This window comes from Staphylococcus simulans (assembly GCF_002902285.1).
Taxonomy (GTDB): domain Bacteria; phylum Bacillota; class Bacilli; order Staphylococcales; family Staphylococcaceae; genus Staphylococcus; species Staphylococcus simulans.
Genome location: NZ_PPRU01000025.1, coordinates 89,701 through 116,248, shown reverse-complemented (window position 1 = coordinate 116,248; position 26,548 = coordinate 89,701). Strand labels below are relative to the sequence as shown.

Here is a 26,548-nt window from a genome sequence, read left to right as displayed (position 1 = left end):
TTTTCCGTTGCCTCTTTAGTTAGGTGACGGAATTTTTTTATTTTAATGAGGTGATTGTTTGAATCGATTTTTACAAAATGCGATTGCATTAGCAAAAATGGCTGAAGGCCAAACGGGTGTGAACCCTGCCGTTGGTTCTGTCGTGGTTAAAGATGGCAGAATTGTCGGTTTGGGTGCGCATTTAAAACAAGGTGAACGACATGCGGAAGTACAAGCCTTAGATATGGCAGGTGCAGATGCAGAAGGCGCAACGATTTATGTTTCGCTTGAACCTTGCACACACTTTGGTTCTACACCGCCTTGCGTCAATAAAATCATTGAAGCAGGTATTTCAAAAGTTGTATATGCGATGAAAGATATAACTTTAGATTCACCTGGTGATGAGATTTTAACTGAAGCAGGTATAGAAGTGGAATATCAGCATGATGCACAAGCAGAAGCTATGTATACAGATTTTTTCAAAGCTAAACAAGCACAGATACCTGAAGTAACTTTAAAGGTTAGTGTCAGTTTAGATGGAAAGCAAGCGACAGATAACGGTCAAAGTAAGTGGATTACAAATCCAGGTGTGAAACAGGATGTGTTTAAACATCGAGCAAGACATGATGCTATTCTAATCGGTGCAGGTACTGTACAAGCTGACAATCCGAGTTTAACGGTAAGGTTAGAAGGAGAAAGACAGCCTGTACGTGTGGTGTTAGCGAGAAGCGGTCATTTGGATTTCACACAAACTTTATTTACTGATCAACTGACACCTGTGCTTGTGTATACAGAAAATACACAATTAAAAACAAAAGAGCATGGGTCTAATATTCAAATCATTGTATTAGATGATTGTTCTATTGAAACTATTTTAAAAGATTTATATCAAAGAGGTAACGGCTCAGTCTATGTAGAAGCCGGACCTAAAGTGACTTCACAATTTCTCCAATCACAGTGTGTCCAAACACTGATTATTTACTACGCCCCGAAAGTAATTGGAGGTTCTGGCAAGTATCAGTTTTATCAAACTGACAATGTACTTCCTTTAGAACAAACTCCTCAATTTGAAATTGACCATTCTGAAATCATCGATCAAAATATCAAAGTTGTATTAAGAAAGAAGTGATTTCATGTTTACCGGTATTGTAGAAGAAATCGGTACGGTTGATCGCCTTGTGACAGAACAAAATGTCATAAAACTCTCGATAGCATGTGAAACAATTTTAGAAGATATGCATATCGGCGATTCAATCAGTGTCAATGGTGCATGTTTAACAGTAACTTCCTTTAATCAGAAATCCTTTGATGTGAATGTTATCAAAGGTACAGAAAATAAAACGTATCTCAATCAACTGACTAAAGGCAGCTCGGTCAATCTTGAACGCGCTATGCCGAGTCAGGGCAGATTTGGCGGCCATTTTGTGTTAGGTCATGTCGATGAAGTCGGAAAAGTCCTAAAAATCAGACCGTCATCTAATTCTAATATCATGACCATACAATGTCCTAAATCTATTACTGACCAAATGGTTCAACAAGGTTCAATCACGGTTGATGGAACAAGTTTAACGATTTTCAGATTAGCAGAAGGCCAATTTGATATTCATTTAATTCCAGAAACAAAACGCGCAACGATTTTAGGTCAAAAGCGTGTCGGTGATACCGTGCATTTGGAAGCGGATATGTTATTTAAATATGTACAAAAAGCAATTTCAAATCAAAATACTGAATTAACGCCAGATAAATTAGCGCAATTCGGTTTCTAAGAGGAGTGTTCAGAAATGCAATTTGATGATATCGAAAGTGCAGTTGAAGCACTAAAACAAGGTGAAAGTATTATTGTTGTGGATAATGAAGACCGAGAAAATGAAGGGGACTTAGTAGCTGTAACGGAATTGATGAATGAAAATACAGTCAATTTTATGGCGCGAGAAGCACGTGGTTTAATTTGTGCACCTCTAGCTCCTTCTATCGCACGCTCATTAAATTTAGAGCCGATGGTTAAAGATAACAGCGATGCATTTGGTACAGCATTTACTGAAAGTATTGATCATATCGATACTACGACAGGTATCAGCGCTGCTGAGAGAATGCTGACAGCTAAAGCTTTGATTAATGATGAGAGTACAAGTGCAGATTTTAATCGACCAGGTCATTTATTTCCATTGATTGCTAGAATCGGCGGGGTTCTAGTACGTCCAGGACATACGGAAGCGGCTGTAGATTTAGCAAGTATGACAGGCTCAAAACCAGCAGGTCTCATTTGTGAAATCATGAATGAAGACGGCACAATGGCTAAAGGTGAGCAACTCCAAGCATTTAAAGAAAAACATCAATTAAAAATGATTACCATTGAATCTTTGATTCATTACCGTAAATTGCATGAACAGCACATGCATGCAAAAGCTAAAGTAAAACTACCTACAGATTTCGGTACATTTGATATGTATGGATTTGAATCAGATTATTCACATGATGAAATTGTAGCAATTGTTAAAGGTGACATTCAAAACGTAGAAAATGTACGTATTCATTCATCTTGTCTGACAGGTGATATTTTCCATAGTCAACGTTGCGACTGTGGTGCTCAATTAGAAGCAGCAATGAAATACATCGATGAACACAACGGTATGGTGATTTACTTACCACAAGAAGGTCGAGGCATTGGCTTAATTAATAAACTGAAAGCCTATGAACTGATTGAACAAGGTCACGATACAGTCACTGCGAATTTAGCATTAGGTTTTGAAGAAGATTTACGAGATTATTATCATGCTGCTGAAATTTTAAAACACTTCGGCATTGAAAAAGTGAACTTGTTAAGTAATAACCCAGAAAAATTCAAAGGGTTAAAACATTATGGTATTGAAGTTGAAAAGCGAATTGAACTGATTGTACCTGAATGTAGTCACAATCATGATTATATGCAAACGAAAAAAGAAAAAATGGGACACATGATTTAATAAATTTTAACGATATTATTGGAGGAATTAACATGAACTTTGAAGGTAAACTATTAGGTAAAGATTTAAAAATCGGTATTGTTGTGAGTCGTTTTAATGATTTTATTACAGGTCGCTTATTAGAAGGGGCTAAAGATGTATTAGTCCGTCATGAAGTAGAAAATGATAACATTGATGTAGCATATGTACCAGGTGCATTTGAAATTCCACTAGCTGCTAAAAAATTAGCAGAAACAAATAAGTATGATGCAGTGATTACATTGGGTTGTGTCATTCGCGGAGCAACATCTCATTATGATTATGTATGTAATGAAGTTGCAAAAGGCGTATCAAAAGTGAGTGATACAGCAGGCTTGCCAGTAATCTTCGGTGTACTAACAACTGAGACAATTGAACAAGCAATCGAACGAGCAGGTACAAAAGCGGGCAATAAAGGTGCAGAATCAGCAATGGCTGCAATTGAAATGGCAAACTTATTAAAATCAATTCAATAAGTGTTTTTGAATTAAAAATAACAGACAAAAGGCAAGGCCGATAGTGGTCTTGCCTTTTTCATGAATACAGTATTTACTTGCGTTTCTTTAAGCCTTTGAGACCGAAACTTAAACCAATAATTGCGGCAATTGCGCCAGCGCCTACAGCAAGTGTTTTAGGTTTCACAAATTCTTTGACAGCTAAATTTAAATTTTGCGGACGTTCAGCTAAACGTCGCATAAAGTATCCGAACCAATCTTCGCCAAATGGAACATAGATACAGAAATGATAACCGTCTTCGGCAATTTCATAAGCTAACTCTGAACGGAAACCATACAACATTTGAAATTCGAAATTATCACGATCTATGTTGTTCTCTTTAACGAATTTTTTAACATGATCAATGATTTTGTGGTCATGTGTAGCGATAGATGTAAAATTCTTCGCACTTTTCAGTCTTTTTTCGATAAGCTTAATGTAATTCTCATCGATGTCATCTTTAGTTTGGTAGGCGATAGACGCATTTTCTTTATAAGCACCTTTGACTAAACGTAATCGAATGTGCGGGTAATCTTCAATCATATTGTCGGCTGAATATAAATAAGCTTGAACTACTGTTCCGATGTTATCATAATCTTTTGATAATTCATCCAATACATAGAGGATATTTGATAAGCCTGCATATTTCTCGGTATCAATATTGATATGAATATTACCAAGTGACTTTGCTTTTTCTACAATTTCTCTTAAGTTCTGTTCTGCCAAATCTACATCGAACTCTGCGCCTAATTGACTGATTTTAAGAGAAATATGTGCGTCTAAATTGTTGTCGTAAATTGCTTGTAGTACAGTTAAAATAATTTTCTTTTCTTTAATACTTTGTTCTTTTGAATCTACAAATTCACCAAGACAATCGACAGTCACCGTAATCCCCTTATCATTAAGTGTTTGGATTGTCTTAATAACTTCATCAATCGAGTTACCAACAACTACTTTACTGGCACCTAACATAGGTCCGTATTTTCGTGCTGCTTGGTTCAAAAAAGTGTTATTTGATAAACTGATAAAAAAATCTTTGACTAATGGCATGTAAATTCCTCCCATACAACTCTGTTAAAAATAGTGTATCATGTTTCATAAATGTATAAAAACGTTAACAATATACAAATATACTTATTTATTTATAAATAACACGAATAGTAAATTATGTAATTGATATGAGAAAAGAACACAATACTAAAAAGGTTATCCTTAATTCCGTTGAGTATATATGTCAGTTCTAAATAGATTTTAATCGGTTCGTTTTGATACAATAATAGTAATTAATTCAGTAGAAGGGTAGTCGTTGATATGTGGAAGTGGGAAACAGAAAGTGAAGCAAAAGGTGTCATAGTTATTGCTCATAATATATTAGAACATACAGGCAGATATGCCTATGTGATTACATCACTCAGACGAAATGGATATCATGTGATTATGGGTGATTTGCCTGGACAAGGCCAAACTTCAAGATCTAATAAAGGTCAAATCGACAACTTTGAAGTCTATCACGAACATATCTTGGAATGGTTGAGAATAGCGAGTGAATATAAATTACCTACATTTTTAATGGGTGTCGGCTTAGGCGGTTTGATTACATTAAATTTAATGGAAAGAACTGAGTTGCCGATTGAAGGTATTATTTTACTTTCGCCATTAGTTGCGTTTAAGACAAATGCTAAAACACGCAAAAATCTATTTACATCTAATATTGGTGCAGGCGTTAAAGATATGCGCTTTAATGTAGGCATTGAACCAGAGCATTTAACAAGAAATGAAGAAGTTATAAGAGAAACTAAAGAAGATGGTTTGATGCTGACAAAAGTATCTTACCATTGGTATAAAGAAGTTGTTCATGTCATGAAAAAGACTTTAGAACATTTAGAAGACATCCAAAGTATCCCAATGTGCTTAATGTATGGGAAAGAAGATCAAATTTTAGACACCGATGCGATTGTAGAAATCAAAAAACGTGTAAAAACAGACGAACTTTATTATAAAGCATGGGAAGGACTCTACCATGAAATTCATAATGAACCAGAGCGTCCGTTAGTCATGCGTTATATCCTTAGTTATTTAAATAACAAAGTCAATGCATTAGGTTTTATACCAAATGACATTGATGATCAAATTGAAATTTAATCAAAAAGGCGCTGTAATAACCTTTACCATTACAGCGTCTTTTGTATTGTCGGTAAATGTTTACAATGTGTAAAATTTCCAAGCATTTCGCATTGATTTTATAGGCTGAAATTGGTATCTTGTATATGTGAAATAAATCACATAGAAGCGATTCTAAATTGGAGAGGGTAAGTAATATGAGTAATGTAAAAGCGAATAAAGTAGTTTTAGTAGGCGATGGTGCAGTAGGTTCTAGTTATGCATTCGCTATGGTAGCACAAGGTGTTGCTGATCAATTAGTAATTATTGATTTAGTAGAAGAAAAAGTAAAAGGCGATGTACTAGACTTAAACCATGGTATGCCTTATGGTGAATCACCATCTATCGTTACAGCAGGTTCATATGCTGATTGTTCAGATGCTGATTTAGTTGTTATCACTGCAGGTGCACCCCAAAAACCTGGTGAAACACGCTTAGATTTAGTAGAAAAAAATACTAAAATCTTCAAATCAATTGTGGGTCAAATTATGGACAGCGGTTTTGATGGTATTTTCTTAATTGCTGCTAACCCAGTAGATGTGCTTACTTATGTCACTAAAAAAGTTTCTGGTTTACCAAAAGAACGTGTTATCGGTTCTGGTACAATTCTAGATACAGCACGTTTCAAATATGAATTAGGTGCAGAATTCGGTGTAGCACCTGAAAGTGTTAATGCTAGCATTATTGGTGAACATGGTGATTCAGAATTAGCAGTATGGTCACAAGCAAGTATTGCAGGTCAAAATTTATATGATATTTTAAATGGTGATCCTGAACGTGCAAAACGTATTGAAGAAATCTTCTTAAATACACGTGATGCAGCTTATGACATCATTAAAGCTAAAGGCGCAACTTATTATGGTATCGCAATGGGCTTATTACACATTTCTAAAGCCATTTTACGTAACCAAAATCTTGTATTAACAGTTTCAAGTTACTTAGAAGGTGAATACGGTCATAAAGATGTTTACATCGGTGTACCGACACTTGTAAACCGTGCAGGTGCAGTGAAAATTTATGAAACACCTTTAAATGAAAGAGAAACTAAAGAGTTTAGCCACTCTGTAGAAGTATTAAAAGAAACAACTAAAAGTGTAGATAAATTATTTAACTAAGTTTAAATACAACAAGAGCAGCTATCGCATTATGCGGTAACTGCTCTTATTTTTATACTCAGATATTATCTTTTTTCAATCGCGCAAATATAAGGTGGATTATTTTGTTGGTTAATAAAACCGTATTGTAAGACATGTGCTTTTTGTTGATCGAATTGTTGAAGATATTCAAAGACAACATTGCTTTCTATTCGACCTTCAGGATGGCCAGGGTAAACCACAATTACAATAATACCTTCTGGTGCTAACATTTCAAAAAGTGACTCAATGGCTTGTATAGTAGTTTCAGAAGTCGTCACAATATGTTTATCACCTTTAGGCAAGTATCCTAAATTAAAGATTGCCGCATCAATCGGCAAATCTTCTTGTTTGATGTAGCGTGATACATGTTCATGTCCATCTAAGATCAAAGTAGTGTTGTTATAATCTTTTACTTTCTCTCGTGCTGCTTTGATAGCCGCTTCCTGTATATCAAACCCATACACATGCCCCTTTGGAACATGCAGGGCTAAAAATAATGTGTCATGTCCATTGCCGCACGTAGCATCTACTACTGTGCTAGCTTCATTGATGTGAGAGATAATTAATGACTTCGCAAATGGTAAAATACGTTCTACTTTCATGATTGTTCTACTTTCTCTACAGGTTGATAATGTTCACCTTGTGCGGAATGACGACGTGCTAATTCTGCATCAATCGCATTCAGCACTTCCCACTTATTAACACTCCACATTGGTCCAACCATTAAATCAATTGGGCCATCACCTGTAATACGATGAATAATCATTTCAGGTGGTAAGATTTCTAATTGATCACAAACTAAGTTGACATATTCTTCTTGTGACATAAAATTCAACATGCCTTTTTCATATTGCTTTACCATCGGTGTGCCTTTAAGTAAGTGTAATAGATGGATTTTGATACCTTGAACATCCATTTGTGCGACAGTTTTTGCTGTTTCCATCATCATGTCATAATCTTCACCAGGCAAACCATTAATAATGTGGGTACACACGTTAATATTATGTTTTCTCAATTTAGCAACACCATCATAATATGTCTGCATATCATGTGCACGGTTGATTAAATCGGAAGTTTCTTGATGTACGGTTTGTAATCCTAATTCCACCCATAAATACGTACGTTTATTTAAATCCGCTAAGTATTCAACCACATCGTCAGGAAGACAGTCAGGTCTTGTTCCAATGGATAAGCCGACAACACCAGGTTCTTTCAACACAGGTTCAAATTTTTCTTTTAACACTTCGACAGGTGCGTGTGTATTTGTAAAGGCTTGGAAATAAGCAATATATTTACCTTCATGCCATTTTTCATGCATGCGTTCTTTAATTTCTTTAAATTGTACATCAATCGGATCTGCACGATTTCCCGCAAAGTCACCACTTCCTGCAGCTGAGCAGAATGTGCAACCGCCATGTGCAACAGTGCCGTCTCGGTTTGGGCAATCAAAGCCTCCATCTAATGCGACTTTAAATATCTTTTGTCCGAATCTATTTTTTAAATGGTAATTCCATGTATGATAACGTTTATCTTCAAATGCATACGTAAAATATCGACCCATATGACATTTTCCTTTCTTAAATTAATCCATTGTAAGATTTTACCATAAATTGAAGGGACATGTTGAGGAGAAAATCCGAATTAGGTCTTTTATTCATTTGAAAATTATAGTAAGATGATTTGGTTGCAAAATTCAAAATTCAATTCAATATAAATCCTAAACACGTTTCGCTTACAGTTATTTGTCTCTGTTTGCGAAATTTTTATTGGTAAAAATACAGAACGTTTTTGCCTGAGAAAAAGATAAAAAGAATAGAAAGCGGGTGGAACAGTATGAATATGCCTAAATCCATTTGGTGGTTAGTTATTGGTATGGCCATCAATATTATGGGTGCTAGTTTTTTATGGCCTTTAAATACGATTTATATGAGTCAGGAATTAGGGAAGAGTTTGACGACTGCCGGAATGGTTTTAATGATCAACTCTTTAGGTATGGTTGTCGGGAACTTATTAGGTGGCTTTTTCTTTGATAAGCTCGGTGGTTTTATTACGATTATGAGCGGTGCAGTGATTTGTTTATGTGCAACGACATTATTGAATTTCTATCATGGATGGCCTTTATATGCGGTATGGTTAGTCATGTTAGGATTTGGGGGCGGTATCATTATCCCGGCAATTTATGCGATGGCAGGTGCAGTTTGGCCGAATGGTGGACGCCAAACCTTTAATGCTATCTATTTAGCACAAAACTTAGGTGTCGCATTTGGTGCTGCTATTGCTGGGTATGTAGCTGAACTCAGCTTTAATTACATTTTCATCGCAAACTTGTTAATGTATGTCGCATTCTTTATCGTGGCAGTGACACAATTTAATTTACAATATCGCGGTAAAGTTAAAATACCCGATGCAAACCAATGGGCACAAAAGAAATATCGCAAACGTTTTGTAGCTTTGTTATTACTTTGTGTTATGTTTTCAATTTGTTGGATTGCATATATTCAATGGGAAAGCACTATCGCTTCATTCACTCAAGAAATGAATATTTCATTGTCTCAATACAGTGTTCTATGGACAATTAACGGTATTATGATCTTAGTAGCCCAACCTTTAATTTATCCGGTTATTCGCTTACTTAGAGGTAATTTGAAAAAACAGATGTTTGTCGGAATTTGCGTATTCATCGTGTCATTCTTTGTGACAAGCTTTGCGGAGCAATTTTCAGTATTTGTGATTGGGATGATCATTTTAACGCTTGGTGAAATGTTCGTATGGCCAGCCGTTCCAACTATTGCGAATCAATTAGCGCCTGAAGGTAAACAAGGTGCTTATCAAGGTATTGTTAATTCAGCAGCGACGGTCGGTAAAGCATTCGGACCTTTAATCGGCGGTATTTTAGTTGACAGTTTCAATATGCAAGCCATGTTCTTAACGATGATGGGCTTATTGTTTATTTCGATGTTTTTCTTATTTATATATGATAAACGTTTATCACCAGATGAATTTGATGTTTAAACAAGGTATACGTGGTATATCTTGTTTTTTCTTTTTATGGATAAGCAGAGACGTAGAAAATCTTCATTAATATATCAATGAGAATAGAAGCGGTGACTAGGAATTTAAGACTTGCATTAAGAGTTAGAATAAAATATAGTTATAAGTGTATATGGAGTAGTAATTTAATGGACTTATCAAGAGAGCTGGTGTTCGGTGCAAACCAGTTAAGTCATTTAAATGAACTTACCAACGATTATATTAAGAATAATACAGCTCGAGCTATTATGTATGAGGTGCGTAGAAGATACGAATGAAGGTGGTACCGCGGCACAATGTCGTCCTTCATAAGCAAAGCATAATAGTTTGAGTTGTATTTTTTTATTAGGAGGAAAGCAAAGTGAGTTTTAATCATCAAGAAATTGAGAAGAAATGGCAAGATTATTGGGCAGAACACAAAACGTTCAAAACGAATGATAACTTGGGTCAAAAGAAATTTTATGCTTTAGATATGTTCCCGTATCCATCAGGTGCTGGACTTCATGTTGGGCACCCTGAAGGTTATACAGCAACAGATATTATTTCACGTTACAAACGTATGCAAGGGTACAACGTGTTACATCCTATGGGATGGGATGCTTTCGGTTTACCGGCAGAACAATATGCGTTGAATACAGGTAATGATCCACGTGAATTCACTAAAAAGAATATTCAAACGTTTAAACGCCAAATTCAAGAATTAGGTTTCAGTTATGACTGGGATAGAGAATTAAGCACAACAGATCCTGACTATTATAAATGGACACAATGGGTATTCATCCAACTGTTCAATAAAGGTTTAGCTTATGTTGATGAAGTAGCTGTGAACTGGTGTCCTGAGCTTAAAGCGGTTTTATCTAACGAAGAAGTTGTAGATGGCGTTTCAGAACGTGGTGGTTTCCCAGTATATCGTCGTCCTATGCGTCAATGGGTACTTCGTATTACAGAATATGCAGACCGTTTATTAGAAGACTTAGAAGATTTAGATTGGCCTGAATCAATTAAAGATATGCAACGTAACTGGATTGGTCGTTCTGAAGGGGCAAAAGTTACGTTTGAAGTTGAAAATCATGGCGGTAAAATTGATGTGTTTACGACACGTCCGGACACTATTTATGGTGCGACTTTCGCAGTATTAAGTCCAGAACATGAGTTAGTCTCTCAAATTACAACAGAAGATCATAAAGCAGAAGTGGAAAAATACCAAAAAGATGCTTCTATGAAATCTGATTTGGAACGTACAGATTTAGCAAAAGACAAAACAGGTGTATTCACTGGTGCTTATGCGATTAATCCATTATCTGGTGAAAAATTACCAATCTGGATTGCGGACTATGTCTTATCATCTTATGGTACAGGAGCTGTGATGGCTGTTCCTGCGCATGATGAACGTGACTATGAATTCGCACAAAAATTTGATTTGCCAATCAAAGAAGTTATTGAAGGCGGAGATATTTCAGAAGCGGCATACACAGGCGATGGTCCACATGTAAATTCTGGTGCTTTAGATGGCTTGCATAATGCTGAAGCCATTACAAAAGCAATTGAATTGTTAGAAGAAAAAGGTGCCGGCGAGAAAAAAGTCAATTATAAACTTCGTGACTGGTTATTCAGCCGTCAACGTTATTGGGGTGAACCTATTCCAATTATTCATTGGGAAGATGGCACTATGACAACTGTTCCGACTGATGAATTACCATTATTATTACCAGAAACTGATTCTATCGAACCTTCTGGTACTGGTGAATCTCCACTTGCGAATATTGATGAATTCGTAAACGTTGTAGATCCAGAAACTGGTATGAAGGGTCGTCGTGAAACGAATACGATGCCACAATGGGCAGGCAGTTGCTGGTACTACTTACGCTATATTGATCCGCATAACGATGAAATGTTAGCAGATCCAGAAAAATTAAAACATTGGTTACCGGTTGATTTATATATCGGTGGTGTAGAACACGCTGTACTTCACTTACTCTATGCAAGATTCTGGCATAAAGTACTTTATGATTTAGGCGTTGTACCAACGAAAGAACCATTCCAAAAATTATTCAACCAAGGTATGATCTTAGGTGAAGGTAACGAAAAAATGAGTAAATCTCGTGGTAACGTTGTAAACCCTGATGATATCATCCGTTCTCACGGTGCTGATACATTACGTTTATACGAAATGTTTATGGGACCTTTAGATGCGGCAATCGCATGGAGTGAAAAAGGTTTAGATGGTTCAAGACGTTTCTTAGACCGTGTTTGGAGATTGTTTGTGAATGAAGATGGCTCATTATCTTCTAAAATTGTAGATACAGATGATAAGTCACTTCAAAAAGTTTATAACCAAACTGTTAAAAAGGTGACAGAAGACTTTGATACATTGAACTTCAACACAGCAATCAGTCAATTGATGGTCTTCATCAATGAAGGTTATAAAGCTGATCAATTATACAAACCATATGTTGAAGGTTTCGTTAAAATGTTATCACCAATTGCATCACACTTAGGTGAAGAACTATGGGCTAAATTAGGTCATAATGAGACAATCAGTTACCAACCTTGGCCAGATTTCGATGAAGCATTGTTAGTAGATGACGAAGTTGAAATCGTTGTCCAAGTTAATGGCAAAGTAAGAGCAAAAGTCTTCATTCCAAAAGATGCGTCAAAAGAAGAAATGGAAGATATTGCGTTACACAATGAGAATGTTAAATTAGATATAGGGGATAAAGACATCAAGAAAGTCATCGCAGTTCCGCAAAAATTAGTTAATATTGTAGCTAAATAATAAAGGAGGATGATTAAGTTATGGAATCAATCACAACTGATGAATTGAAAAAGAAAATGTTCGATAATGAACCAATTCATATCGTTGATGTCCGAGAAAACGAAGAAACAGCGAAAGGTATTATTCCAGGAGCAACAACTATTCCAATGAATGAAATTCCTGATAACCTTAATGAATTCAATGAGAACGATACGTATTACATTATCTGTGCTGCAGGTGTTCGCAGTGCGAATGTAGTGAATTACTTGAAAGAACAAAACCCTAATATTCATGCGGTTAATGTAGAAGGCGGTATGAAAGCTTGGGGCGATGAAGGTTTAGAAATTAATAGTATCTAAATTGAATGATAATAGCCGAAACTGGTCGTAAAATTACGATGCAGTTTCGGCTATTTTTCATTTTGTTGATTAAATTAAATGGAAAACTATTCAAACTGTCCGGCATTGATACCTGATACACGGCCTGTAACCAATGCGCTTGTAATATTGTAACCGCCAGTATAACCATGAATATCTAAAACTTCACCGCATAAAAATAGGCCAGGTGTAATTTTTGACATCATTGTATGCGGTTCAATTTCTTTAATAGAAACACCGCCACCTGTCACAAATGCTTTTTCAATAGGTAACGTACCATTCACTGTAAATGTAAAACCTTTGAACAGTTGTGCAAGCGTTAGGATTTGTTGGTTGGAAATATGATGACCTGTAGTGTCTTCAGCTACACCAGCTTGTTCTAGTATAAAGTTGAGATAGCGTTCTTCTATAATCCCACGCAGACTGTTTTTAACAAGTTTATCTGGTGTTTCTTTAATTAAAGATTTGATACGCGCTTGAACCTCATTTTCTTTTTCGTCAGGGAACACATCTAATTGCATTTGAATGTCTTGTTTCTTTTGAGATTTTTGTTCTTTGTAGACGAATTGGCTGCATCGTAATGCGGCTGGACCACTGATTCCAAAATGAGTGAAAATCATATCCATTTGATGTGTGATACGCGGTTTGCCATTTTTTCTAAGCACTGATAATGCGACATCTTTTAAACTCAATCCTTTTAGAGTCTTCCGGATAATAAAAGGTGCTTTAGAAGTAATTGGGACTTCAGTAGGGAAGAGTTCAGTTATTGTATGACCGAGAGACTCAGCAAACGTATAGCCATCTCCAGTTGATCCTGTTTGCGGAACACTTGTCCCACCCGTCGCAATAACAACGGTCTTACTATGATAAACTGGATCATTTTGATCTGTCACAATAAAATGGCCGTCCTCATCTAGCTTAATATGTTTGACTGCAGTTTCTTCTTTAATTTCAACATTATTATTTTTGAGTTCTTGAACTAAAGTATCTACGACGTCTTGAGCACGGTTAGAAACCGGGAACATTCTGCCGTGATCTTCTTCTTTAAGTTTCACACCGCGAGATTCGAAGAACTCAATAATGGATTCGTTATCAAAGACTGAAAAAGGACTGTATAAGAATTTTCCGTTACCTGGAATGTGGCGAATAATTTCATCATAGGGCAGTCGATTTGTGACATTACATCGTCCGCCGCCTGAAATTTTTAATTTCCTGCCGAGTCCTTTTTTCTTTTCTATTAATAATACTTTTTGTTTGTTTTGACTTGCGGCTGCTGCAGACATTAAACCACTGGGTCCGCCGCCGATAATAATCGATTGATACATATAATCGGTACGCGCTGAAATGTATATGCGCGTCTGCCTCCTTTAAATTTGATTTCTGTATAGTATTTAGGTTATTGTGAAAGCTTAGGTGAGTCATTTGCTTGTTTTGCAGTGCCTGCGATATATTTCTCTGACACTGTTGTGAAATTATTTATATAATCTTTCCTGTTAACACTATTTTAAGCTATAATACTAATGAAAAAAAGTAACTGCTGACAATTGTTGGTAGTAGGATAAGATTAAAATTATTTTCAGATAGGAAGATTGTAATGAATGAAAGTCAAGAATTAGTAAGAGGGACCTTTCTTCTAACGGTAAGTATTTTAATAACTAAAATACTAGGTGTGCTATTTATCATTCCGTTTTATGCCATTATCGGCGGAGAAGAAAACTTGGCCCCGTTCAACTATGCATATGCACCTTATAATATTGCGATTGCGGTAGCAACTGCTGGTGTGCCATTGGCCGCATCAAAATATGTTGCGAAATATAATGCAATCGGTGCATATCATGTCAGTCAAAAGTTATATCGATCAAGTTTTATCGTTATGTCAATCAGCGGTGTTATCGGTTTTATTATTTTATATGCATTATCACCATTGATTGCCAATGTGACACTTGCGCATAAATCAAACATAGAGGGCGGCTGGACTGTCGAAGACATCACGTGGATTATTCGTATTATCAGTACAGTTGTTATCTTCATTCCGTTACTTGCAACTTGGCGAGGTGTGTTCCAAGGATTTAAATCTATGGGACCTACAGCTGTTTCTGAAGTAACTGAACAAGTTGCACGTATTATTTTCATTTTAGGCGGCAGTTATGTCGTGTTAAATGTGATGGGTGGATCAGTATTGATGGCGAATGGTGTCGCTACGTTCGCGGCAGCAATCGGTGCTATCGTCGGTATCTTTACGCTATGGTATTACTGGCGTAAGCGTAAACCGCATATTGATAAAATGGTAGCGTCTGATACCACTGGTTTAGATGTACCATATTCAAAAATGTATAAGGAAATTATTTCTTATAGTATCCCGTTTGTCATTGTGAGTTTGAACTTCCCATTATTCAATATTGTAGACCAATTAACACATAACAATGCGTTAGGTATGGCAGGAGTACCGCAACAATTGCATGACTACTTCTTTACAATCTTGAATATGACAACAAATAAAATTGTGATGATACCAACATCTTTAGCTGCTGGTTTCGCGATTAGTTTAATCCCTTATATCACTAAAACTTATGAGTCAGGGGAATTATCAGAAATGCATCGTCAAATCAGAACATCATTAGGTGTATTGATGTTCATCACTGTTCCAGCAAGTTTAGGTATTATGGCTTTAGCAGCACCGTTATATACAGTGTTCTATAGCAGTAACTTTGACGGAAGTCGTTTATTATTCTTCTACGCACCCGTCGCGATGCTGATTTCTTTATTAAGTATTACAGCATCAATGCTGCAAGGAATTGATAAACAGAAATTGACAGTGTTTGTTATATTAGCAGCAGTCGTCGTTAAGGTTGTCTTGAACTTCCCATTAATTGTCGCATTCCATACAGCAGGTGCGGTATTAAGTACAGGTATCGCATTATTGTTTGCGAACATATGTAACTTTTATATTTTGAAAAAGTATGCTAAGTTTACATTTACAGAAACTTGGATACAGTTTGCGAAAATCTTTATCTATGGCTTTATCATGATGCTTTGTGTTGAAGCAGCATATTGGGTAATGCAACTGATTGTGTCACCGCAAACTAAAATCGGAAGTCTGATTATCTTAATTGTGGGGGTTGTTATAGGCATGGTTGTTTATGGCGGTATCACGCTGAAAACAAGACTTGCTGACCAATTTTTAGGTGAATTGCCAAGCAAGTTACGTAGAAAGTTGAGAATCTCATAATGCGATTGGATAAATTTTTATCGAACATGGGTGTCGGAACACGCAGTGAGGTAAAACAATTGCTTAAACAGAACGCTGTTGAAGTGAATAACAAAAAAGAAAAACAAAGCAAACGACAAATTGATCCGAATTCAGATATCATTACAGTCAATGGAGAACAAATAACTTATATTGATAAGATTTATCTGATGCTCAATAAACCTGAAGGCTATGTGTCTGCTGTAGAGGATGCAGAACACTTAACGGTTATCGGATTAATTGAAGACTACCAATATTTAGACATATTTCCGGTAGGTCGTCTTGATAAAGATACTGAAGGCTTATTATTGATTACGAATGATGGGCAATTTAATCATGATGTAATGAGTCCGAATAAACACGTATCGAAAGTATATCGTGTTGAAGCAGCACTGCCTGTAACAGAGGAAGATGTACAAAAGTTTGAACAAGGTATTGAATTATCAGATGGACCGGTTAAACCTGCAAAGCTTGAACTAACGGAAAATCCAAGGATTGTGTACGTTACAATTCAAGAAGGACGTTACCATCAAGTAAAAAGGATGTTTCACGCAATTGAAAATGAGGTAACTAAATTAAAGCGAGTTCAAATCGGAAGCTTAAAACTAGATGATAATCTGTCAAAAGGTGCATATCGTACTTTGACGGAAGCAGAATTAGAACTAGTGAAAAACTAATTTCTTAAAGGACAAGGTGATTATTATGGCAAAATCAAGTAACTTTTTTAAAGCAGTACTAGGTATTGGTGCAGCAACTGCAGCAGTATTATTATCAAGAAAAGAAAGCAGAGATCGTCTAAAACAAGAGTATGATAAATACAAAGAAAATCCAGAATCATACAAAGAAAATGCTAAAGAATTAGCGAACCAAGTTGCATCTAAAGCAACTGAAACGTTCAACGAAGTAAAACAAGATCCTAAAGGCTATGCTGAAAAAGTAAAACAAGACCCTAAAGGTTTCTTACAAGAGTAAAAAGCTCGCTTCTCTAATTCAGAAGATGCAGCATCACCAACTTTAGATGATGTTAAACAATCTGATGAAGCACAAAATAATATCAGAATTGTGACTGAAGAAGACTTAAAACAAAATGACAATAAAGGTTCAAACGATACTAAATAATAGCAATTGAACCTTCAGTACCTTAGCGAATAGCTAAGGTATTTTTTTATTTAAAAATTTCATTCTGAGATGACTGTGATGACAACATTTTGAGATTAAGTCAGAAAATTAAGTAGGTTCCCACTGTTGTTTAAGAATCAGTTAGGGTAAAATATAGAGTGAACTAAAATTTGAGAAGGAAGTTGATCACGAATGTGGAAAGAAAAAGTGCAAGAATACCAAGATCAAATTATTGCTGATTTAAACGGCTTACTTTCAATTGAAAGTGTCAGAGATGATAGCAAAGCTACACCTGATGCACCGCTAGGTCCAGGTCCTAGAGCTGCGCTTGATTATATGTATCAAATTGCAGAACGTGACGGATTTAATGTCCACGATGTCGATCATGTTGCAGGAAGAATTGAAGCAGGTAAAGGTGAAGACTTATTCGGCATTCTTTGTCATGTTGACGTGGTACCTGCAGGTGAAGGTTGGGATACACCACCGTTTGAACCGACTGTAACTGAAGATGCAATTATTGCACGTGGTACATTGGATGATAAAGGTCCAACAATTGCTGCGTACTATGCGGTTAAAATCTTAAATGAAATGAATGTAGACTGGAAAAAACGTGTACACATTATCATTGGTACAGATGAAGAATCAGACTGGACTTGTGTAGATCGTTATTTCAAAACAGAAGAAATGCCTGAACTAGGCTTTGCACCTGATGCAGAATTCCCTGCAATCCATGGTGAAAAAGGTATTACAACATTCGATATTGAATTAGCTGGTGAAGCAAAAGATTCTACTGATACAAATTCAGAAGTTACACTTTTATCATTTGAATCTGGACAACGCTATAACATGGTTCCAGATGAAGCAGTTGCACATCTCAAAGTTAAAAATAACAATTCAGAAGTAACAGAACGTTACCAACAATATCTAGAAGCACATGAACTTGTAGGTAACAGTGAATTAGAAGACGATAAGCTGGTTTTACGATTAAAAGGTAAAGCGGTTCATGGTATGGACCCATCTATCGGTTTAAATGCCGGTTTGTTCTTACTCCACTTCTTACGTGGATTAGAATTAGATACTCAAGCAGCTAAATTCGTTGATTTAAGTGAACGTTACTTATTCGAATCTCACTTCGGTGAAAAAATGGGTATGAAATTCCATACTGATAAAATGGGAGACTTAACAACAAATATCGGTATTATTTCATATACATTGCCTGAAGGCGGAAGATTCGGTGTGAACTTACGTTATCCAGAGGGATTTGAATTTGATGAAGCAATTGAAGGATTCAAGCATGAAGTGAATGATTTAGGATTCGAACTTAAACTTGGGAAAGTTCAACGTCCGCACAATGTAGATAAAGAAGATCCATTTGTACAATCATTAGTTCAAGCTTATCGTAATCAAACAGGTGACATGACTGAGCCTTATACAATTGGCGGAGGTACTTATGCACGTAATCTAGATAAAGGCGTAGCATTCGGAGCAATGTTCAGCGACTCAGAGGATTTAATGCATCAAAGAAATGAATATATTACGAAAAAACAACTTTTCAATGCTACTAGCATTTATTTAGAAGCGCTATACGCATTATGTGTGGAGGAATGAGTATGACAAACAAGGTATTTTTGAACGGCCAATTTGTAGATGAACAGGATGCAAATGTACCATACAATGACAGAGGTTATAACTTTGGTGACGGTATTTACGAATACATTCGTATTTATGACAATACATTATTTACTGCAAAAGAACACTTTGAAAGATTTTTACGAAGTGCGTCAGAATTAAATATTGATTTAGATGAAACAATAGAATCACTAACTGACAAAGTAAAAAAACTTGCAGAAGTAAATAATGTTGAAAATGGTGGGGTGTATATCCAAGTTACTCGTGGTGCAGCACCAAGAGATCATGCATTCCCTGGACCAGATGTTAAACCTCAGATGATGGCATTTACAAGAAGCTACGGCAGACCTGTGGAAAAACTAGAAAATGGTATCAATGCTGTTACTGTAGAAGATATTCGTTGGTTAAGATGTGATATCAAAAGCTTAAATTTATTAGGCAACGTGCTTGCGAAAGAATACGCTGTGAAATATAACGCTGATGAAGCAATCCAACATCGTGGCGAAACAGTTACTGAAGGAGCTTCAAGTAACGTTTACGCAATTAAAGACGGTGTTGTTTATACACATCCTACGAATAATTATATTTTGAATGGTATTACGAGACGAGTTATTAAAGCAGTTGCTGAAGAACAAGAAATCCCATTTAAAGAAGAAACGTTTACAGTGGATTTCTTAAAACAAGCAGATGAAATTATTGTTTCTAGTACGTCTGTTGAAGTGATGCCTGTAATTAAATTGGATGGTGAAGCGGTCGGCAATGGTGAAGTCGGTCCAATTACTCGCCAATTACAAAAAGGCTTCGAACAAAAAATTGAGGAAAGTCATTAATTGCATGATTTTCTCCAACTTACCTTGAAAATGTGTTATAATTTTATTTTGTCGCTACTGAAAATTTAATTATTTTCAATAGCTTTCTAGAAAGTAAAATGTGTCTTTTTGTTTCTCATTTTTGGTTGAAAACCAAGGTTAAAAATTATAAAATTAACAATGAGTGCTAAGGACGTAAAAGTATTAAACTTTTTAAAGAAATATAAAATATGGCTCTTGAAATACACTTCTAGAGCCATTTTCTAATTGAAAGCGAGGTGAACGTGTTGGAGCAGTTCTATCAGTTAGGATGGACTTTAGATTCTGCTGGAGGCGCATCCGGAGAGGCTTATATGGCCGAACAAGATGGTCAAAAGCTATTTTTGAAAAGAAATTCTAATCCATTTATAGCGGCATTATCAGCTGAAGGTATTGTCCCTAAATTAGTTTGGACAAAACGAATAGAAACAGGGGAAGTTGTCACAGCGCAACATTGGAAAAATGGCAGAGAATTGACTTTCGAAGAAATGACTCAGACAAGAGTGGCTAAGTTATTGAAAAAAATTCATAGCTCAAAAACATTATTGACCATGTTGAAAAGAATGGAAATGGAACCTATTACACCAGATATTCTATACAATAAAATCAATACCTCGCTTTCCAGACAGGTACTGACGCACCATGTAGTCAGAAAAGCCTTGACGTATCTTGAAGAGCATAAACCTCATTTGGACCCTCGCTTTTATACAGTCGTTCATGGAGATGTAAATCATAATAATTGGTTGCTATCTGATCGTGATGAACTTTATTTAGTCGACTGGGAAGGTGCAATGTTAGCAGATCCTGCCATCGATATCGGAATGCTGCTTTACAATTACGTTCCTCAAAATGAGTGGTCAGAATGGCTTGAAAAATATGGTTGCAAAGAATCATTAGATTTAAGTAAAAGAATGAAATGGTATACCGTTATTCAAGCGATTGGTCTTGTAGAGTGGTCTGAAGAACAGAAACGTTATAAAGATATGAATATATGGCTGAAATTTTTAAATGAAGTGATGAACAGCAACGTATTTATTTGAGGAGAATAAGCAAATGAGATTAAGAAATAAACCTTGGGCAGAGGATTATTTGCGCAAACATAATACAGTTGTAGATATGGATGGAACGCATGCTGGCAAGATGTCAGCATGGTTCGATAAATCACAACCGATTTATATTGAAGTCGGTTCTGGAATGGGGCAGTTTATTACAGAACTCGCTGCACAACATCCTGAAGTCAACTTTGTCTCTTTAGAAAGAGATAAAAACGTGATGATTCGTGTGTTAGATAAAGTGTTGGAAAAGGATTTGCAGAATATCAAACTAATTTGTAATGATGCAATGGAATTAACTGATTACTTTAAACCTGGCGAAATTGATCGTGTTTATTTAAATTTTTCTGATCCATGGCCGAAAAAACGACATGCGAAGCGAAGACTAACGTATCACACGTTCCTTGCATTATATAAAACGATTTTGAAAGAAGATGGAGAAATCCATTTCAAGACTGATAATCGAGGATTATTTGCTTATAGTTTAGAAAGTATGTCTCAGTTTGGTATGTATTTTACTAAGATTAATCTTAATCTTCATGATGAAGATGATGAGGATAATATTGAAACTGAATATGAAAGAAAGTTTGCGGATAAAGGTTCACGTATTTACCGAATGGAAGCAAAGTTTCATCATTAATCACTGCATTCAATAGAATGCAGTTTTTTTGCGTTTCTAAAGTTTGAAAATATGTCTATATCAACCTATACTTAGTTATATATCTGAACGTTAGGGTGAGGCTTTTGAAACTAGGAAAATTTAAAATCCATGATTTGAACGGTGGTATGACGCACATGGACGGAGGCACGATGTTCGGTCCGGTTCCGAAACCCTTATGGGATAGAAAAATACCAGCAAATGAAAAGAACCAAGTACCCATGAGTGTATCTCCGATTTTAGTTCAAACAGAAGAACACAATATCTTGATTGATACAGGTTTAGGTGAAGGCAAGCTTACTGAAAAACAAAAACGTAACTTTGGTGTTGAAAATGAAGGATTAATTGAAGAAGGGCTGCAAAAGCTCGGTTTAACATCAGAGGACATTGATATTGTCTTGATGACCCATATGCATTATGATCACGCTTCAGGTTTATCTGATGTAGAAGGTCATGCGAAATTCCCTAATGCAGTTCATTATATACAACAAGATGAATGGCATGAATTTTTAGCACCTAATCTACGCAGTAAAGCAACATATTGGCCTGAACTTAATCTCGGTGATTATCAAAAGCGTTTAATTTTATTTGAAGATGAGATTGAGGTTGTGCCAGGTGTTCATATGTATCATTCGGGTGGCCATAGTTTTGGACATAGTATAATTACTATTGAAAGTGATGAAGAAAAAGCAGTCCATATGGCAGATATTTTTCCTTCACATGCGCATATGAACCCATTATGGGTAACATCATATGATGATTATCCAATGCAATCAATCAGAGAGAAAGAAAGATGGCTGCCTTGGTTGATTATGCAGGATTATTGGTTCTTGTTTTATCATGATGCGTCATACTTTGCGCTTAAATTTGATAAAGAAGATCATTCTATCAAAGCAGAAATAAAAAGAAATCAATAACTTAAAACAAATGCAACAAAAAAACAATGTCTCCGTTATACGGAAACATTGTTAGAATAAGTATGCATACCAATATCATTAAACTTCTTTTATGTTAATGATTTTACCATTTGTCGCATCGGCGATAAATTCATAATTACTGATTTTGCCGTGGTTTTTAGTTGTAACACCGCCACGGTATATTTCATAATGAATATCGTCTTGTTCGAATGGTTGAGGTTCTGAGACAATGTATGACCCTGTCACGTTCATAAAGTAGCTTTTCACTTCTTCAATTAACTTTTGCGGGTTATACTTTTTAGTGCCTAAAAATGTGAGGTAAGCTAGTAAACTACTCAATAAAACTGTGATTGGTAATACTATCAATAACAAAATTTTTCTTCGAGACATCTCAATTTATACCTCCACTTACGTTATAACAATATTCTACCATAACATTAGGAGGATAATGAATTATTAAGGAGCGATGAACAGTGGAAATTGCGAAAAATGAAACATTACAACATATTAAAGCTTTAACAGAATTTCATGGTGCACCAGGTTTTGAACAAGATTTAAGAGCGTACATAAAAAAAGAAATGGAACCATACGCTGACGAGTTCATCTATAACCGTATGGGTGGATTTTACGCGGTAAAAAAATCTAAAAAAGAAAATGCGAAAAAAGTGATGGTAGCAGCACATATGGATGAAGTCGGTTTTATGATTACTGACATTACATCAAATGGTATGCTGCACTTTACGAACTTAGGCGGCGTTGCTGCAGATATATGGCAAGGTCAACGTTTAAAAGTCAAAACAAGACAACAAGAAATTATTACAGGTGTTGTTGCAAGCATTCCTAAACATTTCAGAACAGGTAATGAAGGTCGACCGCAAATTAAAGATTTAATGTTAGACATCGGTAGTGACTCTGCAGATGAAGTCAGAGCACGTGGTGTAGAGATTGGAGATTCAATTGTTCCTGATACCTCTTTAATTCAATTATCTGAACATCGTTTTGCGGGTAAAGCATGGGATAATCGTTATGGTTGTTTATTAGCGATTGAAATTTTAAAATTATTTAAAGACAAAGAACTAGATGTTGATTTATATGTAGGTGCAAATGTCCAAGAAGAGGTCGGTTTAAGAGGTGCACGTGCAGCTGCAGAACAAATTGATCCAGATGTAACATTTGTAGTCGATTGTTCACCAGCTAACGATATGAAAGGTGTACAACAACTTTCTGGTAAACTGGGAGCAGGAACATTAATCCGTATTAAAGATGGTACCATGATTCTTAAACCAGCATTCAGAGATTATTTATTAGAACAAGCACAACAACATGATATTAATACACAATATTATATTTCACCAGGCGGCACTGATGGAGGAGAGATTCACAAAGCGAACATAGGTATCCCAACTGCAGTCATTGGTGTTTGTGCACGCTATATTCATAGCTCCGATTCAGTATTTGATATCAGAGACTATTATTCAGCAAGAGCATTACTTGAAGCATCTATTTTAGGATTAGATGATGAAACCATTGCACATTTACAATATTCATAAATAAGAAGAAAGAAGTGGATAAATATGAAACAATTAGAATCAGTAGAAGCGTTTGAACAACTTAAACAAGGTAAAACTGTATTTATGTTTACAGCAGATTGGTGCGTAGATTGTCGTTTTATCGCACCGAGACTTCCTGAATTAGAAGAAAAACATCCGGACTATACATTTGTGTCAGTAGATCGCGATAAATTTATTGATTTAGCAGCGGACTTAGGAATTATGGGGATTCCAAGCTTTTTAGTTTACGAGAACGGTGAACAAGTCGGAAGTTATGTCAGCAAAGATAGAAAAACGATTGAACAAATCAGCGAATTTATTACGAATATTTAAATAAAAATACCCTTAGGAAATTCACATTTTTTCTGTTCCTAAGGGTATTTTTACGGTAAACTATAAAAAGGTATGTAATTAGGAGTGTTAATATGAATGTCTTTCAAATGAGAGATAAACTAAAAGAACGTTTAAATCATTTAGATGTTAATTTTACATTTAATAGAGAAGAAGATACCTTGCGCATTGCACGTAAAGATAATGGTAAAGGTGTAACGATTAGATTAACACCCATCGTCGCGAAATATAACGATCAACAAGAAAAAATTGTTGATGAGATTGTTTACTATGTCAATGAAACAATTCAACAAATGAGTGATGATGCACTTCAACAAATGGACAATATCAAAGTGATGCCAGTGATGCGTGCAGCAAGTTTCGATAAGGAAACTAAAGAGGGGCATCCGTTCGTGATTGATGCACATACAGCAGAAACAAATATCTATTATGCATTAGATTTAGGAAAGTCTTATCGACTCATTGACGAATCAATGCTGAAACAATTGAATGTGACTGCACAACAAATTAAAGAAATGGCATTATTCAATATCAGAAAATTAGATAACCCATACAAAACAGATGAAGTTAAAGGCAATCTGTTCTATTTTATTAATACGAATGATGGGTACGATGCGAGTAGAATTTTAAACACGCCATTATTAAATCAATTTGAAGAAAACTGTGAAGGTGAAATGTTAGTAGCTGTTCCGCATCAAGATGTTTTAGTTGTGGCAGATATCAGAAATAAAACGGGTTACGATGTGATGGCTCATTTAACCATGGAATTCTTCACGAAAGGTCTTGTACCAATTACATCGCTATCATTCGGATACGATAATGGCCACTTAGAACCTATCTTTATCTTGGCTAAAAATAATAAAAACAAAAAAGATAAGAGTCCAAATGTGGTCCAAGAATTGAGCACAGTAAAAAATCAAAAGAAAAACGATAAGAAATAAGGAGAATAGATAATGAATTTATTTTACAACTTAAACGGCGTAGGAGATGTAGCATTCTTACAAGTAGAACCTGCTGAAGGAGAGTTCGACTATACAACACATGGTGACGTAGTGAGAATTACGTTAGATGGTAAAGCTGTAGGATATAATATCTTCAATGCTTCTAAGCATTTACCAATCGAAGGTAATGGACATATTAAACTTACACCAGAATTATTAGATGGTTTACAAAACGTTTTAAAAGAATCAGGTATTGACGATCAATTAGATTCTGACTTATCACCAAAATTTGTAGTAGGTTATGTTAAAACTAAAGAAAAACATCCAAATGCCGATAAATTAAGCATTTTACAAGTAGATGTTGGAAATGAAACATTACAAATTGTATGTGGTGCGCCAAATGTTGAAGCAGATCAAAAGGTTGTAGTCGCAAAAGTAGGCGCTGTAATGCCTAGCGGTATGGTTATTAAAGATGCTGAATTACGTGGTGTACCATCAAGCGGTATGGTTTGCTCAATGAAAGAATTAAATTTACCGAACGCACCGCAAGAAAAAGGGATTATGGTATTATCTGAGGATTACCAAACAGGACAACCATTTTTCGAAGAATAAAGTGATTGGAAGGAAGTGACATTATGAACTGGTTTGATAAATTGTTTAGTGATGAAGACGAAGAAGAAGTTTATCAAAGAAAATATAGTCAGCGCAGACAAAAATTAGAAGAAAAAGAACGTCGTCGTCATGCATTACTACCAGAAAATAATGATATTTACGAACGTCCAAAAGGTAATTTTAGATTTCCACTTCATGTGAATGATTCTGACCAACAAACAGAATCAGATTCAGAATCCAATCATTCTGAACCAACTTATGAGTCAGAAGAATTTGTTGAAACTTCTTCGTATCAAAAACCAGACCGTCGTCATAGAAGAAGACGTACGTTTTATGATGACGATACACCATCATTTCGTTCTTCACGCAACACACGTAAGCAATCAGAATCAAAAGAACGTGCTCCAGAACAAACGCATCAAAGAGAACATCAAAATAGACGTGTACAGAATTATTCGACACGCTATGATACGAAAGATATTTATTATAAAAGTGGTGAATTCAGAGCCGAAGAAGTACCTTCAGCTATTTTCGGTACGAAAAAACGTCATCCTTTAGAAAATGGTGTTATTCAACGTTCAGAGGGTGTTACTGAAAAACCTAAAAAGCAACAAGAAAAAATACCGACAGATCCATTAAATGGTTCACGTAAACAAGCTTCAAAAGCACATGAAGTTGAAACAAGAGAATCCGAAGACACAAAAAATGAAA

25 protein-coding genes, 2 pseudogenes and 1 other annotated feature are annotated in these 26,548 nt (G+C 35.7%); of the genes and pseudogenes, 22 read left to right on the top strand and 5 right to left on the bottom strand.

The annotated features are described in order from the left end of the window. Positions 1 to 58: 58 nt before the first annotated feature. Genes ribD through ribH form a run of 4 tightly spaced genes read left to right on the top strand, consistent with a single transcriptional unit; the run spans position 59 to position 3,436 of the window. Complete coding sequence (ribD, locus tag CD112_RS06620; protein WP_103364053.1) at positions 59 to 1,108, top strand: bifunctional diaminohydroxyphosphoribosylaminopyrimidine deaminase/5-amino-6-(5-phosphoribosylamino)uracil reductase RibD; 1,050 nt, start codon at positions 59 to 61, stop codon at positions 1,106 to 1,108. A gap of 4 nt (positions 1,109 to 1,112) precedes the next feature. After that, a complete protein-coding gene (locus CD112_RS06615) occupies positions 1,113 to 1,745 on the top strand; it encodes a riboflavin synthase (protein WP_057509781.1) in 633 nt (210 codons plus the stop codon). A gap of 15 nt (positions 1,746 to 1,760) precedes the next feature. After that, the gene (gene ribA, locus CD112_RS06610) at positions 1,761 to 2,942 is read left to right on the top strand and encodes a GTP cyclohydrolase II (protein ID WP_103364052.1); all 1,182 of its coding nucleotides are present in this window, start codon (positions 1,761 to 1,763) and stop codon (positions 2,940 to 2,942) included. A gap of 32 nt (positions 2,943 to 2,974) precedes the next feature. Further along, a complete protein-coding gene (ribH, locus tag CD112_RS06605; RefSeq protein WP_070626312.1) occupies positions 2,975 to 3,436 on the top strand; it encodes a 6,7-dimethyl-8-ribityllumazine synthase in 462 nt (153 codons plus the stop codon). A 73-nt stretch (positions 3,437 to 3,509) separates the two neighbouring features. Here the strand turns inward: ribH and CD112_RS06600 are convergent, their stop codons facing one another. Continuing rightward, positions 3,510 to 4,505, bottom strand: coding sequence for a proline dehydrogenase family protein (locus tag CD112_RS06600; protein WP_023015993.1), 996 nt, complete (start codon positions 4,503 to 4,505; stop codon positions 3,510 to 3,512). Positions 4,506 to 4,766: 261 nt separating this feature from the next. On the opposite strand from CD112_RS06600, the gene CD112_RS06595 reads away from it, so the two are divergent. Together CD112_RS06595 and CD112_RS06590 are read left to right on the top strand one after the other, a co-directional pair. Further along, positions 4,767 to 5,597, top strand: coding sequence for an alpha/beta fold hydrolase (locus CD112_RS06595; RefSeq protein WP_002481238.1), 831 nt, complete (start codon positions 4,767 to 4,769; stop codon positions 5,595 to 5,597). A 176-nt stretch (positions 5,598 to 5,773) separates the two neighbouring features. Beyond that, a complete protein-coding gene (locus CD112_RS06590; RefSeq protein WP_002481237.1) occupies positions 5,774 to 6,730 on the top strand; it encodes an L-lactate dehydrogenase in 957 nt (318 codons plus the stop codon). Between the two features lie 65 nt (positions 6,731 to 6,795). Here CD112_RS06590 and mnmM read toward each other — a convergent pair whose 3' ends face one another. Both mnmM and mnmL read right to left on the bottom strand, forming a co-directional pair. Beyond that, positions 6,796 to 7,353 (bottom strand): tRNA 5-(aminomethyl)-2-thiouridylate-methyltransferase MnmM, encoded by a 558-nt coding sequence (mnmM, locus tag CD112_RS06585; RefSeq protein WP_103364051.1) that lies wholly within the window; start codon positions 7,351 to 7,353, stop codon positions 6,796 to 6,798. Next, positions 7,350 to 8,312 (bottom strand): tRNA modification radical SAM protein MnmL/YtqA, encoded by a 963-nt coding sequence (gene mnmL, locus CD112_RS06580; RefSeq protein WP_002481235.1) that lies wholly within the window; start codon positions 8,310 to 8,312, stop codon positions 7,350 to 7,352. The genes mnmM and mnmL overlap by 4 nt, the downstream gene beginning before the upstream one ends. A gap of 272 nt (positions 8,313 to 8,584) precedes the next feature. On the opposite strand from mnmL, the gene CD112_RS06575 reads away from it, so the two are divergent. From CD112_RS06575 to CD112_RS06565, 3 genes are all read left to right on the top strand, one after another. Further along, positions 8,585 to 9,763, top strand: coding sequence for an MDR family MFS transporter (locus CD112_RS06575; protein WP_002481234.1), 1,179 nt, complete (start codon positions 8,585 to 8,587; stop codon positions 9,761 to 9,763). Between the two features lie 137 nt (positions 9,764 to 9,900). Beyond that, positions 9,901 to 10,091: a binding site (T-box leader), on the top strand. A gap of 51 nt (positions 10,092 to 10,142) precedes the next feature. Then, positions 10,143 to 12,557 (top strand): leucine--tRNA ligase, encoded by a 2,415-nt coding sequence (gene leuS, locus CD112_RS06570; protein WP_103364050.1) that lies wholly within the window; start codon positions 10,143 to 10,145, stop codon positions 12,555 to 12,557. A 20-nt stretch (positions 12,558 to 12,577) separates the two neighbouring features. Beyond that, a complete protein-coding gene (locus CD112_RS06565; protein WP_002481231.1) occupies positions 12,578 to 12,895 on the top strand; it encodes a rhodanese-like domain-containing protein in 318 nt (105 codons plus the stop codon). Between the two features lie 86 nt (positions 12,896 to 12,981). Here the strand turns inward: CD112_RS06565 and CD112_RS06560 are convergent, their stop codons facing one another. Further along, on the bottom strand, positions 12,982 to 14,238 hold the full coding sequence (locus CD112_RS06560) for a BaiN/RdsA family NAD(P)/FAD-dependent oxidoreductase (RefSeq protein WP_103364049.1): 1,257 nt from the start codon (positions 14,236 to 14,238) through the stop codon (positions 12,982 to 12,984). A gap of 269 nt (positions 14,239 to 14,507) precedes the next feature. Here CD112_RS06560 and CD112_RS06555 point away from each other — a divergent pair, with 269 nt between their 5' ends. From CD112_RS06555 to CD112_RS06520, 8 genes and pseudogenes are all read left to right on the top strand, one after another. Continuing rightward, positions 14,508 to 16,142 carry a putative polysaccharide biosynthesis protein gene (locus CD112_RS06555; protein WP_002481228.1) on the top strand — a complete coding sequence of 545 codons (1,635 nt, stop codon included), beginning with the start codon at positions 14,508 to 14,510 and terminating at the stop codon, positions 16,140 to 16,142. Further along, positions 16,142 to 16,837: a pseudouridine synthase gene (locus tag CD112_RS06550; RefSeq protein WP_023015990.1), complete on the top strand. Its 696-nt coding sequence runs from the start codon at positions 16,142 to 16,144 to the stop codon at positions 16,835 to 16,837. The genes CD112_RS06555 and CD112_RS06550 overlap by 1 nt, the downstream gene beginning before the upstream one ends. A 25-nt stretch (positions 16,838 to 16,862) precedes the next feature. Next, a pseudogene (locus tag CD112_RS13955) lies at positions 16,863 to 17,129 on the top strand (YtxH domain-containing protein); the annotation flags it as partial. Between the two features lie 342 nt (positions 17,130 to 17,471). After that, positions 17,472 to 18,887 carry a dipeptidase PepV gene (gene pepV / locus CD112_RS06540; protein WP_103364048.1) on the top strand — a complete coding sequence of 472 codons (1,416 nt, stop codon included), beginning with the start codon at positions 17,472 to 17,474 and terminating at the stop codon, positions 18,885 to 18,887. A gap of 2 nt (positions 18,888 to 18,889) precedes the next feature. Next, complete coding sequence (gene dat / locus CD112_RS06535) at positions 18,890 to 19,738, top strand: D-amino-acid transaminase (RefSeq protein ID WP_070848365.1); 849 nt, start codon at positions 18,890 to 18,892, stop codon at positions 19,736 to 19,738. 266 nt (positions 19,739 to 20,004) lie between these two features. After that, complete coding sequence (locus CD112_RS06530) at positions 20,005 to 20,796, top strand: phosphotransferase family protein (protein WP_023015987.1); 792 nt, start codon at positions 20,005 to 20,007, stop codon at positions 20,794 to 20,796. 13 nt (positions 20,797 to 20,809) lie between these two features. Continuing rightward, positions 20,810 to 21,448 (top strand): tRNA (guanosine(46)-N7)-methyltransferase TrmB, encoded by a 639-nt coding sequence (trmB, locus tag CD112_RS06525; protein WP_103364047.1) that lies wholly within the window; start codon positions 20,810 to 20,812, stop codon positions 21,446 to 21,448. A gap of 104 nt (positions 21,449 to 21,552) precedes the next feature. Then, on the top strand, positions 21,553 to 22,383 hold the full coding sequence (locus tag CD112_RS06520) for a YtnP family quorum-quenching lactonase (protein ID WP_103364046.1): 831 nt from the start codon (positions 21,553 to 21,555) through the stop codon (positions 22,381 to 22,383). 78 nt (positions 22,384 to 22,461) lie between these two features. On the opposite strand, the gene CD112_RS06515 is transcribed toward CD112_RS06520, so the two are convergent. After that, positions 22,462 to 22,773 carry a hypothetical protein gene (locus CD112_RS06515; RefSeq protein WP_103364045.1) on the bottom strand — a complete coding sequence of 104 codons (312 nt, stop codon included), beginning with the start codon at positions 22,771 to 22,773 and terminating at the stop codon, positions 22,462 to 22,464. An 83-nt stretch (positions 22,774 to 22,856) separates the two neighbouring features. Between CD112_RS06515 and CD112_RS06510 the strand changes: the two genes are divergently transcribed. The 5 genes and pseudogenes from CD112_RS06510 to CD112_RS13765 form a co-directional block, all read left to right on the top strand. After that, complete coding sequence (locus CD112_RS06510) at positions 22,857 to 23,933, top strand: M42 family metallopeptidase (RefSeq protein WP_103364044.1); 1,077 nt, start codon at positions 22,857 to 22,859, stop codon at positions 23,931 to 23,933. A 24-nt stretch (positions 23,934 to 23,957) separates the two neighbouring features. Continuing rightward, positions 23,958 to 24,266: a thioredoxin family protein gene (locus CD112_RS06505; RefSeq protein ID WP_002481218.1), complete on the top strand. Its 309-nt coding sequence runs from the start codon at positions 23,958 to 23,960 to the stop codon at positions 24,264 to 24,266. Positions 24,267 to 24,358: 92 nt separating this feature from the next. After that, on the top strand, positions 24,359 to 25,225 hold the full coding sequence (locus tag CD112_RS06500; RefSeq protein WP_002481217.1) for a DUF1444 domain-containing protein: 867 nt from the start codon (positions 24,359 to 24,361) through the stop codon (positions 25,223 to 25,225). 12 nt (positions 25,226 to 25,237) lie between these two features. Further along, positions 25,238 to 25,837 carry a YtpR family tRNA-binding protein gene (gene ytpR, locus CD112_RS06495; RefSeq protein ID WP_002481216.1) on the top strand — a complete coding sequence of 200 codons (600 nt, stop codon included), beginning with the start codon at positions 25,238 to 25,240 and terminating at the stop codon, positions 25,835 to 25,837. A gap of 23 nt (positions 25,838 to 25,860) precedes the next feature. Then, a pseudogene (locus CD112_RS13765) lies at positions 25,861 to 26,548 on the top strand (DNA translocase FtsK); the annotation flags it as partial.